General features: G+C 58.2%; 13 protein-coding genes. 3 read left to right on the forward strand and 10 right to left on the reverse strand.

What is annotated here, in order from left to right; all coding sequences use genetic code 11:
• Positions 1-144: 144 nt before the first annotated feature.
• Positions 145-1551, reverse strand: a complete 1407-nt coding sequence (locus H8695_RS04575; RefSeq protein ID WP_249299709.1) for a hypothetical protein — start codon at positions 1549-1551, stop codon at positions 145-147.
• A gap of 133 nt (positions 1552-1684) precedes the next feature.
• Between H8695_RS04575 and H8695_RS04580 the strand changes: the two genes are divergently transcribed.
• Positions 1685-2314 carry a TetR/AcrR family transcriptional regulator gene (locus H8695_RS04580; RefSeq protein WP_249299710.1) on the forward strand — a complete coding sequence of 210 codons (630 nt, stop codon included), beginning with the start codon at positions 1685-1687 and terminating at the stop codon, positions 2312-2314.
• Complete coding sequence (locus tag H8695_RS04585) at positions 2311-3402, forward strand: putative NPN-dependent ornithine cyclodeaminase (protein WP_249299712.1); 1092 nt, start codon at positions 2311-2313, stop codon at positions 3400-3402. The genes H8695_RS04580 and H8695_RS04585 overlap by 4 nt, the downstream gene beginning before the upstream one ends.
• 60 nt (positions 3403-3462) lie before the next feature.
• Here H8695_RS04585 and spoIVA read toward each other — a convergent pair whose 3' ends face one another.
• From spoIVA to H8695_RS04610, 5 genes are all read right to left on the reverse strand, one after another.
• The gene (gene spoIVA / locus H8695_RS04590; protein ID WP_249299714.1) at positions 3463-4941 is read right to left on the reverse strand and encodes a stage IV sporulation protein A; all 1479 of its coding nucleotides are present in this window, start codon (positions 4939-4941) and stop codon (positions 3463-3465) included.
• A 181-nt stretch (positions 4942-5122) separates the two neighbouring features.
• Complete coding sequence (locus H8695_RS04595) at positions 5123-5938, reverse strand: DUF2238 domain-containing protein (RefSeq protein ID WP_249299718.1); 816 nt, start codon at positions 5936-5938, stop codon at positions 5123-5125.
• A 55-nt stretch (positions 5939-5993) separates the two neighbouring features.
• On the reverse strand, positions 5994-6593 hold the full coding sequence (locus tag H8695_RS04600) for a pentapeptide repeat-containing protein (RefSeq protein WP_249299720.1): 600 nt from the start codon (positions 6591-6593) through the stop codon (positions 5994-5996).
• Positions 6594-6670: 77 nt separating this feature from the next.
• A complete protein-coding gene (locus H8695_RS04605) occupies positions 6671-7324 on the reverse strand; it encodes a TMEM165/GDT1 family protein (protein ID WP_249299721.1) in 654 nt (217 codons plus the stop codon).
• 17 nt (positions 7325-7341) lie between these two features.
• Positions 7342-8877, reverse strand: a complete 1536-nt coding sequence (locus H8695_RS04610; RefSeq protein ID WP_249299722.1) for a DUF3794 domain-containing protein — start codon at positions 8875-8877, stop codon at positions 7342-7344.
• Between the two features lie 181 nt (positions 8878-9058).
• Between H8695_RS04610 and H8695_RS04615 the strand changes: the two genes are divergently transcribed.
• Positions 9059-9961, forward strand: coding sequence for a YegS/Rv2252/BmrU family lipid kinase (locus H8695_RS04615; protein ID WP_249299723.1), 903 nt, complete (start codon positions 9059-9061; stop codon positions 9959-9961).
• A gap of 42 nt (positions 9962-10003) precedes the next feature.
• Here H8695_RS04615 and H8695_RS04620 read toward each other — a convergent pair whose 3' ends face one another.
• From H8695_RS04620 to H8695_RS04635, 4 genes are all read right to left on the reverse strand, one after another.
• Positions 10004-10537 (reverse strand): chromate transporter, encoded by a 534-nt coding sequence (locus H8695_RS04620; protein ID WP_249299724.1) that lies wholly within the window; start codon positions 10535-10537, stop codon positions 10004-10006.
• Positions 10524-11114: a chromate transporter gene (locus H8695_RS04625; protein WP_249299725.1), complete on the reverse strand. Its 591-nt coding sequence runs from the start codon at positions 11112-11114 to the stop codon at positions 10524-10526. Before H8695_RS04625 ends, H8695_RS04620 begins: the two co-directional genes overlap by 14 nt.
• 48 nt (positions 11115-11162) lie before the next feature.
• Positions 11163-11966 carry an HAD family hydrolase gene (locus H8695_RS04630; RefSeq protein WP_249299727.1) on the reverse strand — a complete coding sequence of 268 codons (804 nt, stop codon included), beginning with the start codon at positions 11964-11966 and terminating at the stop codon, positions 11163-11165.
• Between the two features lie 191 nt (positions 11967-12157).
• The gene (locus H8695_RS04635; protein WP_249299731.1) at positions 12158-12760 is read right to left on the reverse strand and encodes a cytidylate kinase-like family protein; all 603 of its coding nucleotides are present in this window, start codon (positions 12758-12760) and stop codon (positions 12158-12160) included.
• Positions 12761-12775: the final 15 nt, after the last annotated feature.

A 12775-nucleotide genomic window follows, 5' to 3' on the forward strand; every position in this document is an offset into this window, starting at 1 on the left:
TTGTGCAACAGAACACAAGGCAGAAAAGCAGAGAGCCGATCACTTTTATAAGCGATCGGCTCTCTGCTCTTTTTCAACTGTCAGGTCAATTTTCTTTCAGTGCTTTTCCTATCGGTGTCCAATTCAATAATCTGTCCGCTTTAACTACCAGGCAAAGCCTGTTTCCAGTACGGTTTCAGGCTGACCCGTCAAAGTACAGACGAACACCTCCGGGACATCCCAGTGCATGGTCTCATAGCACAGCTCCATTTTGCCGTCACCGTCGAGATCATACAGGCCGAGGATCTCTGTGCCGAAATAGAGCGCAATGTAGTCCTGCTCACCCTCGGTCAGCTCCTCACGGTAAATCTCATGATATTCGCCGTCACGCTCCATCCAGAGATAGCTGTAGACGGCGTGATCCCTGTTGACGAAAGAGGCCGCCGTGGTCTCCGTATGTTGTTCGCTGACTTCATCGGGCTCGAGTTCCCAGTCGGTCCGGTAGGAGTTTGCCGCGACAAAGGTCTCCTGTGTGCCGTCACCGTCGACGTCGCAGCGCAAAACCTGCGTGACATTTGCTCTGGACTGTGTCGCTCCCAGCTCGTCGAGCCGCCGGCGCACCTCATTTTCATAGGGTCCATACTCCTGCTGCGACAGCACGGTTACCTCTCGCGGAAGCGCGTTGTGATCCCCGCTCGTCCAGAGCACGCCCTGCTCCGGCTTGTCTTCGCTCCAGAAGCGAAGCGTCCAGACGTTCTGCCAGTACATCGCATCGTCGAGCTGCACGGGAGCCTCTACACCTGTTGCAAGCTTCTGCGTCATTGAGTATAGATCATAGCGGGTCGTGAGCAGCTCACCGGGGTTCACGGTCTCTCCCGCTTCATCATAGTAGCTGTAGAATTCTCCACCTTTCGCATAGCCGGCGAAGCCGTATTTGAGTCCAAAGTGCACCGTTGGCTCGGCTGTACCCTCGTAGCTCTTGAGAATGGAGAGGTACTTCACTCCCTGCTCTGTCAGCCGCAAGGTGTATGTTTTGGTATACATGAGATTCTCACCCGGTGTATCCGCTGGGTAAAAGTCCACTGTGAGCCTGATCGTATCCTCCGAGAGGGCCTCTTTGTCCCGCACACTCACGCTGCGGTCACCCCCGAAACCCGAGAGCAGAGAAAAGGTATACTCCTGCTGATTTTCCTCCAGTGTGTACTCCTCGAGCACCCGTGAGAGCACCTGCTCAAAATCTGCGCGCGGCACATGGTACAGGCCATCCTCGGCGCTTTTCCACTTCTCGCCGGCCTCAACTTCCCCGTCGGTCAGCGCGAAGAGAAAGAGCATCTCGAGCGTCTCAACCGGAATTTTGGCCGGGTCGTCAAAAAGCAGCTCGTGGTTGCGAATCAGTGCAATGTCGAGAGCCGTGATATATTCCGAGACAAACTCGTCGTCGACGCGCGCGAGCAGACCGCTCTCCTCAGGTTCGCCGGGTTCATCCGGTCCGGGCTGCTGTACCGGTGTACAGGCCGCAAGACCCAGAACAACAGCAAGTGTGAGCAGCAGTGCAATCCCCTTTTTTCTCATAGACGATTCCCTCCTATCTGTCTGCTTCTATCATACCGGAAAACGACACATGCGGTCAACGCTTTTCTTGACGCTGGCGCGCTTCACTGCTATAATGAAGCTAACAATCGTTCGCTTTATAAGAGGAGAATCCATGACCACCAAACAGCGCATTTTGCACATCTCGCTCGATCTGTTCTCCGTACAGGGCTATGACGCCACGTCCGTGCGCGACATTGCGCGCGCCGTGGGCATCAAGGAGAGCTCCCTCTACAAGCACTACCGCAGCAAACAGGACATCTTCGACTCCATTCTCAGCGAGATGGCCACAAGTTATCGCGCCGCCGAAGCGGCGCTCGGCATCCGTGCGGATGACGCCGCGGCTCTCGCCGAGCGCTGCGAGAAAATGGACGAGCAGGAATTTCTCTCGGCCATGCGCGGGCTCTTCTGCTATCTGCTCCACGACGGCGACGCCGCCAAATTCCGGCGGCTTTTGGCGCTCGAACAGTATAAGAACACCGAAGCCGCCTGGCTCTACCGCAGTCTCTACTTCGACGACCCGCTGCGCTTTCAGGCCGCGCTGTTCGCCCATCTGCTGCCCGGCTGCGACGCGCAGGCTCTGGCGCTGACCTTTTACGCGCCCATCTTCTTTCTGCTCAGCCGAAGCGACATCGACCCCGGCGGGGAACAGCGCGCAATCGCAGCGCTCGACGAGCATCTTCGCGCCTTTCGCAGCGCCCACCTCAGCGCCGACAAGCCATCACCGAGAGGAGAATCGACATGAGCTTTTCGCTTCCCGTCTACCGCGAGCCCGATTTTAGCGCGCCGGCGCTGTGCGGCGCGCCCGACGCCGTCTTTGCGGCGGCGCCCTGCGACGGTGTCGCTCCGGAGCACTACCACGCAACCACCATTTTCCCCGAGTATTTCAAGGTGGGTGGCCGCTGGCTTCTCGCCTGCGAGAGCCGGATGGACTGTGTGGCCGTTCTCGAGGATGGGGAAATTCACACGCGCGAATTTCGCCGGCTGCGCGCGGGCGATCTCGTCGCCGTCGGACGCACGGAGGACGGCCGCGACGGCATCTATGTGCATGCTGACGGCTTCGCACAGGAGGACGGCGGTTCTGGCGAGCTCTTCTCCTTTCGGCAGGGCCGCTCGAGGGAGACCGCCTACTCCCGAGATTACAACCAGATCTACGATCTTCTGCGCCACGAGCGCGAGCACGGCTTTGTCACCTGGGTGCTCGGGCCCGCCTGCACCTTTGACCACGACACGCGCGAGGCCATGTCAAAGCTCATTGACGCGGGCTATGTCAGCGGACTTCTCGCCGGCAACGCCCTTGCCACCCACGATCTCGAGGCCGGCTATCTGCGCACCGCTCTCGGGCAGGACATCTACACCCAAAGAAGCGAGCCAAACGGCCACTACAACCACATTGACACTTTGAACCGCGTGCGACTGCATGGATCCATTCCCGCCTTTGTCGAGGCCGAGGGCATCCGCGACGGCATCATGTGTCACTGTGTTCGCCAAAGGGTTCCCTTTGTCCTTGTCGGCTCTGTTCGCGACGACGGCCCGCTGCCCGAAGTCTACGCGGACGTCTACGAGGGACAGGACGCTATGCGCGCCATAGTGAGCCGGTCGACCACCGTCATCTGTCTTGCGACAACACTGCACGCCATCGCCACCGGCAACATGACGCCGTCCTACCGCGTTCTTGCTGACGGCACCGTGCGTCCGGTCTACTTCTACAGCGTCGATATATCGGAATTTGCCGTCAATAAGCTGCGCGACCGCGGCAGTCTCGGTGTCAAGACCATCGTGACCAATGTGCAGGACTTTGTCGTCAACATTCAAAGAGGGCTCGGCCTGTAGTGCCGCAGCCCACTGTCAGAAAAAAAAGCGCGCCCCATATGGGGCGCGCTTTCGTATCAATTAGAGTATGATGCAGATCAGGCCGCCGGAGCCCTCGTTGATGATGCGCTGCAGGGTGTCCTGAAGCTTTGAGCGCGCGTCATCCGGCATCTTGGAGAGCTTGTTGTGGAGTCCCTCGTTTACCAGCTCGTGCAGGGATTTCCCGAAGATATTCGACTCCCAGATCTTCTTGGGGTTCTCCTCAAACTCGCACAGCAGGTACTTGACCAGATCCTCCGACTGCTTCTCACTGCCCACGACCGGTGAGACCTCGGTCTCAATGTCGGCGCGGATCATGTGAATCGACGGGGCCGAAGCCTTGAGCCGCACGCCGAAGCGGCCGCCCTGCTTGACGATCTCGGGCTCTTCAAGCGTGAGCTCATCGATGGTGGGAGTCACGATGCCATAGCCCTTTTCGGCCACGTCGGCAAGCGCTCCTTTGACTTTGTCGTACTGGCGCTTGGTCTCGGCAAGCTCGCCCATGAGCACCACAAGGCTCTCCTCTCCCTCAATGGGCAGCCCGGTCTGCTCGCCAAGCACGCGGTAAAACAGGCCGTCCTGCACGGTCAGATCGAGATAGCCGTTGCCCGCGCCGAGGTCGATGCCGGCAATGGAGACGTCGTCGAGATATTCGCACTGGGCCATGTGAGAGACCGCCGAGGAGATCTCCCCCGTCTTTTCAATGCCGCCCGCCGACTGCAGAATCGCGTCGTAGATGGCGCTCTTGAGCCAGTGGTCCTCGGGCAGGGTGTCAATCCAGCTCGGCAGCGAGAGGTTGATCTCGCGAAGCGGGAACTGGAAGAGAATCTTCTCCATGATGGCGCGGATGTCCTGTTCGGTGATCTCCAGGCAGCTGACCAGAATGACCGGCACATCGTACTCGTGCTCGAGATGCTCGCGAAGCGCCATCGCCTCTTCGCTCTGGGGCTCGGCGGAGTTTAAAATGATGACAAAGGGCTTGCCGAGCTCTTTGAGCTCGCTGATGACGCGCTTTTCCGCTTCGACATAATCCTCGCGCGGAATCTCGCCGATGCTCCCGTCAGTGGTGACCACAAGGCCGATGGTCGAATGTTCGTTGATGACCTTTTTTGTGCCGATCTCGGCCGCCTGGTCAAAGGGGATGTCATGGTCGAACCACGGGGTGGAGACCATGCGCGGCGCCTCGTTTTCCATGTGGCCGAGCGAGCCCGGCACAATATAACCCACGCAGTCGATCAGCCGCACGCGAAAGCTCGCATTGTCGTCAAGCGTCACGGTCGCCGCCTCGTTGGGGATGAACTTCGGTTCGGTTGTCATGATGGTCTTGCCGACGGCCCCCTGCGGCAGCTCGTCGACGGCGCGCTCGCGCTGGTTCTTATCCGCCATGTGGGGCAGCACGAGATTTTCCATAAAGCGCTTGATGAGCGTCGATTTGCCGGTGCGCACGGGGCCGACCACACCGATGTATATATCCCCATTCGTTCTCTCGGTAATATCCTTGTAGATATTATACCTCTCCATGCCGTTTCCTCCTTCATATATCAGGGTGTAACAATTCCTCATCACACGGTCATACTCATGTATATGAACCATGTCCGCGCAATATGTTCCACCCGAACAAAAAAAGAGGATTCCCGTTCCCACAGAAAAAAGCGGGCGCGCATGACTCTCATGCGCACCCGCTCATCCTACTCACTCCCATTTACTCCTGTGTACCGCCGTCCTGCCCGGCGCCGCAGTCGCACACCGCGTCATCCACGGTCTCGTTCTGCGCTGCGGGGCATCCGGTGCGGTGCTTTTTGCGGGTTTTCAGCAGCAGCCGGTCGATCCAGCCCGTCTTGAATTTGAGCGACAGGTAGCCGAGCACCGCCACCACAAACGCCCCGATGGTATCCACAATGAGATCTTTCATCGTGTCCGAAAGCGCCTCGCGCCCGAGAAACGGCGTGCCGTCCTCAAGGCCGAATTTCTGCATGTTGGTGTGCATGATGCCGTCGGCTGTGAACTCATAAATCTCCCACAGAACCCCGATGGTCACCGCAAAGCAGAGTGTGAACAGCGCCACGAAGAGCGGACTCAAATTCATGGGGATTTTTTCGGTGTTGTTGAGCAGCGTAATCACCGAATAGCCGAGTATCGCGAGCATCGCCCCCGAGAAAGTGTGCAGAATGGTGTCCCAGTGGGGTACCGTGTAGTAAAACGCACGAACCTCGCCGAGAAAGATCGCCGCATACAGAAAGAGCGTGTAAATCACCATCATACGCGACGGGAAGACAATGTTCCATCTCTTCGAGAGAATGCTGGGCAGAAACATTGCCACCACGCCCAGAATACACTGCATGAGCATCAGCACATAGTCGCTTTTGATGCGCCCCTCCGGATAGCTCTCACTGTGCTGGCTCGGCGCCAAAAACATGATGACAACAATCGCGACAATGGCAAGCACCATGGAGATCAGCACGAACAGGCTGATGATTTTCTCCCAGTTCCACTTGCGTTTTTTCTGTCTGTCTTTCAAAACGATCCCTCCCCCTTTTGCAGTATTCTACACCATTTTGTCGAATTTGGAAAGCTCAGGGCGTATATTGAGCGCCGAGCGCCGACGCAATCACAACGCACCCCTCAAGGTCGACCTTGGCCCCTTTGAGATTCATGGAGAGAATATCGGTTCCCGAGAGCGCAGTTCCCCTGAGATCCGCACCGGAAAAGTCGGCGCAGGACAGATTGGCATTTGTCAGATTGCAGTCGCGCACAACTGCCTTTCGGAAGCTTGCAGGGCCAAAGTCCGCGCCCTCAAAATCGATGTTTTCAAGACGCATGCGCGCAAAGTCGATACCCCGCAGCTCGGTGTAAGACCAGTCGCCCCCGTCAATGGTAAGGCAGGTGATCTGCGCGTCGAGAAAGCTCGAACCAGTCATTTTACAGGTGATAAAATCGGTCGCAAAGAGCTCCGCAAAGCGAAACTTGCAGTTGAGAAACGCGCAGTCGGAAAACCGCGTGCCCCCAAGCTTCGCCGCGCCAAACGTGCAGTCGGAAAAACGACAGGCGTGAAAGTGTCCATCGCTCAGATCAGCCGCATCAAAACGGCAGCCAGTGCACTTGACGCCGGTGTAGTCTCCATCGAAGCGCTCGCCGGAAAAATCCTCGCGCTCGTATTCCCCCAGTTCCAGCATGGTCGTCCCCTCCACGAGAAAGAATGAGACCAGTATAGCACAGACAGGGCCGTGGGAAAACCCACGGCCCCATCGTTCTAAGCTCTTTTTCTCATGTGCAGGTAACAGGCGGCGAGCGCCGCCATCAGGCCCGCCGCACCGCAGGCTGCGGCCTGCGGACCGAGCAGCTCGCGCAGCGGGTCGTAGAGCGTGACGATGCCGAACACGGAGAACACGCAAAAGGAGATTGCTTTCATCAGCCGCTCGGGCAGCTTCCTGCCGAGGCATAGCCCAATTGCAACGCCGATGCCGTCGGCGACAAGCAGACCGGCCGTCGCACCGAGAAAGACGCCGAGCTCCTCACCGGGGTTGGTGGCCGCAAGCGAGATTGCGCCGAGCTGGGTCTTGTCGCCGAGTTCCGCCGCGAAAAAAGCGATTGCAATGGCGATGCTCACAAAGCGGCCCTGCCGAACCTGGCAGTCCTCGTCGTCACACTCGCGCAGCGTCATCACGGCGAATACCAGAAAGGAGAGCCCTGCGAGCAACTCCACAAAGGTCAGCGGAATCAGTGTGCTCAGCGCCCGACCGAGCACCACCGCGAACAGATTGAGCAGTATCACCGAGCAGGTGATTCCCACAACCAGCTGGCGCAGCTTGTATTTGGAGGCGAGACCAATCACGAGAAACTGCGTCTTGTCGGCCATCTCGGCCAGACAGACCAGCACAAAAGATGACCAGACAACGTGCAGCATACTGTCCTCCCTGCGCGTCAGCGGCGACGCGGAATCATCAGCATATTCTGCTCGGCCGTATCGCCCTCGCAGTGGTTGAGCTCACGCATGGCCTCAACGCTCGAGCGGTACCGCTTGGCAATGTCCCAAAGGCTCTCGCCCTGGGTCGGGTAGTAGAGCACCAGATACTTGCTCGCGTCGGCAATCGGGCGGCTCTCATCGACCTCGATTTCGGAGACAAACGAGAGCTTCTGGCCGCACTTGAGCATCAGGTTGCACTGGATGTCAGCGCGGATTTCAACGCTGTACGGGGTCGCCATGACGGCGGAGAACTTCACCACGCTGCAGGTGCAGCTGTAATCGAGACTTGTGCAGTCGCGCTCAAAGGGCACTGCTGCCGTAAAGGGAGCCGTGTGGTCGAAATTCACCACCCCGTCGGCGGTTTTGCCGAGAGCCGAGGCGTGAAGCGTCCCTGCAATTTTCAGGGTATTGCCCTCCTTGGTGATGCCGTCGACCACGGCAAAGCAGCTCGAGGGAATGCAGCTTGACAGCTCCTCATTCGACTGGACGCTCTCCTTGACGGCCGCGGCCACCCGCTCAAACACCAACACATCCGGCATGACCAGATTCTCGTTTTTGAGCGTGCACTCATGGCGGGTCGCATAGGCGTCGGCGACCAGCGCCACCCGCTCGCGGCAGTATGCCTCCACCGTCGCCTCGAGCTCGATGTTCGCCGTGATGACACGGCTCTCACTGCTGTCGTTTTCATAGATGTCAAATTTCTGGCCGGTCACAGTCAAATTAACAAAGGCGATCGCGCTCTCGGTGATGCCCGCAAGCTCGACAATTTGGTTGAACGGAATCTCGCTTTGCAAACAGACGATCTCGCCACTCTCGAGGTCCCCGACATAGATGGTATCGACCAGCACATGGCCCTTGAGCACAATTTTGTCGTCGATGACCTTGTACTCATCCACCATCGCTGTCGCATCGCTGCGGCAGTAGGTCGCAATGGCCGGTTTGTCGGCGGGGATTTCAATGTCCTCGGCCACGGTGAACTCGTGCGAGGTCTCCCCGAGGAAGATGTCGCACTCGTGCTCCTCGGGCAGCACGCACACTTCGCCGGAGTCGTCCGCCTCGGGATACAGCAGCGGCACGGCGCCGACGCGGTCGGCGCGCACGGTGATCGCGACGCCCGCCTTGAGCGTCAGCTTGCGGGAATTCAGCACATGGCAGTTGACATAGCTCAGCCGCGCGTCGGCCATGACTGTGCTCTCGGGCGTGACACCCTTGGCGTCAAACTCGGCAGAAAACTCGAGTGTGTGATTCAGGCAGCGCAGCGACCCGCCGTTCTCCGGCAGATAGAGCACATGCACCTCGGCCGCGCCGATCACGGTGATCTTGTCCTTTGCGGCAAATTTCTGGCGGATCATGGGCGATGCGTCCACGCGGACGATTCGCTCGACGTCCGGGCAGTAGTCCGGAACGATGATGTCGGCCTCGCTCGAGGCCTCGGCGGTGCCGCGAAAGACGGTCTGGCAGTATTTCAGCTCTTCTCTCTGGTTTTGTTCCATACTATTCTCTCCTTTTCGATCGTCGTTTGGCGACGCAATATACGCAGGTACATGGTTTCTCATGGACTATGTATATTTGTCCGAAAGGGAGTTTATACATCTTTTTGCCTGACATTTTTACTTGTCAAGCCACCGCTGCGGCGGTATACTGAAAACAGATACAAAAAGGGGAGGCGATTTCGTGGAGTCGGTCGGCATCAGCAAGGTGCTGCTCATCGTCAACCCCGTGGCGGGCAAGCGCCGCTCCCGCTCGGGCCTCTTCGATATCGTCGAACAGCTGTGCCACTACGGCTGCACGGCGACGGTGCAGACTACCGGCGGCCGCGGTGATGCCACCGCGACGGTCAGGCGTCTCGCGCCGGAGTATGACATGGTCATCTGCTGCGGCGGCGACGGCACGCTCAGCGAGGTTGTCACAGGTCTCATCCAGTCGGGAGCGGACATCCCCATCGGCTATGTCCCGGCGGGCAGCACCAACGACATGGCCAACAACCTGAAGCTTCCCCGGCGCATTCGAGAAGCGGCGCAGACCGTTCTCACCGGCAGTGCCGCAGGGCACGATGTCGGTCTGTTCGACGGCGGGCGCTACTTTTCCTATGTTGCCTCTTTCGGCGCTTTTACCAAAGTGTCCTACGCCACGCCCCAGTGGCTGAAAAATCGCTTTGGCCACTTTGCCTACATTCTCGACGGCATCCGCAGCGTGGGTGATCTGCGCCCCTACCGTGCCAAAGTTGAGGCGGAGGGCGAGGGCAGCTTTGAGGGCGAGTATCTGTTTGGCAGTGTGACCAACTCCACCTCCATCGCCGGGGTCATCAAGCTGCGCGAGAATGAAGTCAGCCTGCACGACGGCAAGTTTGAGGTGCTGCTTGTGCGAAACCCGAAAAATCCGGATGATCTGCGCCGGATTCTCTACGGCGTCACCCACAGAAAATATGATGAGACCCACGTTCGCTTTTTCCACACGGATCACATCACCTTTCAATTTGATGAGGACATCGCCTGGACACTCGACGGCGAGTACGCGCCCGGCGGGCGGCGCAGCGAGATCCGTGTGCTTCCCTCGGCGGTGAAAATCATACGTTGACAAAAGACAAAAGCGCAGAGGCAATACGCCTCTGCGCTCTATTTATATGGAAAATAAAATCAGGCCCAGCACAGCAGCGAACCCGATTTGCACGGGCACTCCTGCATGGAAACGCCGCTGCAGAAGAAAGACCGCCGCGGCGATGAGAAGCGCCTGCCAGCAAAACGCCCCCTGCGGAAAAAAGTTTTCGATGCTCATGGTGACGACCACCGATGCGATCATTCCCATGCAGACCGGACGGATTCCGCGCAGGGCGTTGTCGAGCAGCGGGTTCCCCTTGAGCTTTTGCAAAAAGAAACCCGCGAGCAGGCAGAGTGTCAGCGACGGCACCATCACGCCGAGCGAGGCGACGACCGCCCCGGATACACCCGCCATCTTCATACCCGCAAAAGTCGCCGAGTTGATGCCGATGGCGCCCGGCGTCATCTCGGCAATGGCCACGATATCCGCCACCTCATCGAGGGTGAGCCATGCGTGGCTGACCATCTCGGCGCTGATGACTGGAATCATGGCAAGCCCGCCAAAGCAGCAAAAACCGATTTTGACAAACACAGTGAAGAGTTCAAGGTAAATCACGCCCGCGACCTCCTCTCAACAGCAGTCCCAAGGCGGCGCCTGAGGCGACAACGAGAATTGCGCTCACACCGGTAAACAGGCTGACGACAAACGCCGCAGCCGCCACAAGATAGGAAAAGCGGTTGACCAGCGACGCCTTTCGCAGAGAGAAGAGCGCTCCCAGTATGATCGGAATCACGGCGGCGCGCACCCCGCGCATGGCACGGGCCACAAGGGGATTGTGGGCCACCGCGTCGTAGCAGACCGTGATGACCGCAATGGTGATGACCGAGGGCATGGCGACACCGACCGCCGCCACCAGCGCGCCGATGATCCCCGCCGTGCTTCGCCCGAAGAGCACTGCTGTGTTGATGACCATGACCCCCGGCAGAGACCGCCCGACGGTGGTGAAGTCGACGAGCTCCTGCGACGTGATCCAACCGCGCTTTTGCACAAATTCGCGGTCGACCTGGGCGACAATGCTCCACCCGCCACCAAAGGTAAACGCTCCGATTTTAAACATGACCCAGAAGAGTGTCCACAGGCTCTTCTTCGCCGGCGGCTGCTCTCTGTTCTCCTGTTGTGTTACACTCTGCACTGATCTTCCCCCCATCAAAAATCGCCTGCCTTGTGGCAGGCGATCTGTTTACCCCATTGAACCGAGAAGTTCCCGAAGTGTCTTGAGCACTCCGTCGTTGACATTGGTGTCGACGACACGGCTTGCCGCCTGCTTGACCGCGCTGTGAGCATTGCCGACTGCACAGCTGTATTTTGCCTCGGCAAGAAGCTCCAGGTCATTGAGATTGTCCCCGAAAGCCATGGTCTCCTCCCGTGTGACACCCAGACGTTTTTGCAGACTTCGCAGCGCCGCGCCCTTGTTTGTCTCAAGAGACATACAGTCGACCCACTCGTGTCCCCCCTCGGTCACCTTGACGACCTTTGACCACTTCGGCGTAAAGGAGTCGGCACAGACTTTTCCCGCGCCGTCCGGGTGGTAGACAGAGAGCTTTACGATCGCATCGTCAATGGGCTTTGTCAGATCACCAACCGCCCTGACATTGTATCGGTAGCAGTCGCGCAGCCAGCGAAACATGGGTGTGTCCTCACGCGCGGCGTAGGCCCAATCCTGCCCACAGAGCATAATGTCACAGCCCGGCAGCCGGCGCCCGTCGCGCACGAGGCCCGTAATTTCCTTCTGTGTGAGAGGGGTGGAAGAATAGACCTCGCTTGCGCTGCGCACAAACCCGCCATTGTCGGTGATATAGAGAATTTCATCACGCACCGGCTCAAAGAGCCGCTCGACACTCGCAAACTGCCGCCCGCTCGCAACGGCAAATACCACGCCCATGGACTTGAGTCTGCGGATGACATCATAAATTTCGGTGTTGATCTGCGCTGTGCCGTCCGGCACAAGCGTACCGTCGACATCGCAGGCAATCAGTCGTATCATGACCCGTTCCCCTCTTCAAAAGTGCACTTCTCTGCAGCGGCAAACACACCGTGTTTCAGCAGAAACTCCGGCAAGCTGGCCGCCCCATAGTACACTTTGTCATTTGCAGATATTTATTATAGACCCGCCGCCGAATCCTGTCAAACGCAGACGGGGCGGACCAAATGGCCCGTCCCGTCTGAAAAAATCGTTTACAGGTGGTTCAAATACTCCAAAATCAGTTTTACCGCGCCGTCAATCCCGACCTCGCTGTCATCGATGGCAAGGTGGTAGTTGTTCACATCTCCCCACTTTTTACCGGTGTAATAGTTGTAGTAGGTAGCGCGTTTTTTCGAGGACTTGCTGACCGTGCTCTCCGCTTTTTCCCGCGGGAGATTGCGCTCCTGCATGATGCGCTCGACCCGCTTTTCAAAGGGACTGTGAATGAACACATTGACCACATTGCTGCGGTTTTCGAGCACATAGTCCGCACAGCGCCCCACAATGACGCAGGGGCCTTTCTCAGCCACTTTGCGAATGGTGTCAGACTGCACGAGAAAGACCTTGTCGTTGAGCGGCATGCTATAGGTGCCGGCCGTACTCGACATCATGGAGAGGGAATAGAGAAAGCTGGTCGTCGGTTTTTCTTCCATGTTTTCAAAGAGTTCCTGCCCAAGGCCGCTCTCATTGACGGCAAGCAGGATCAGCTCGTTGTCGTAAAACGGAATCCCGAGCTCCTTCGCGAGTTTTTCGCCGACCAGGTGCCCGCCGCTTCCGAACTCACGGCTGATGGTGATGACGGTATTGCTGTTCATGGTGTCACCTCTCTT

The sequence above is a fragment of the Feifania hominis genome (assembly GCF_014384765.1).
GTDB classification, from domain to species: domain Bacteria; phylum Bacillota; class Clostridia; order Oscillospirales; family Feifaniaceae; genus Feifania; species Feifania hominis.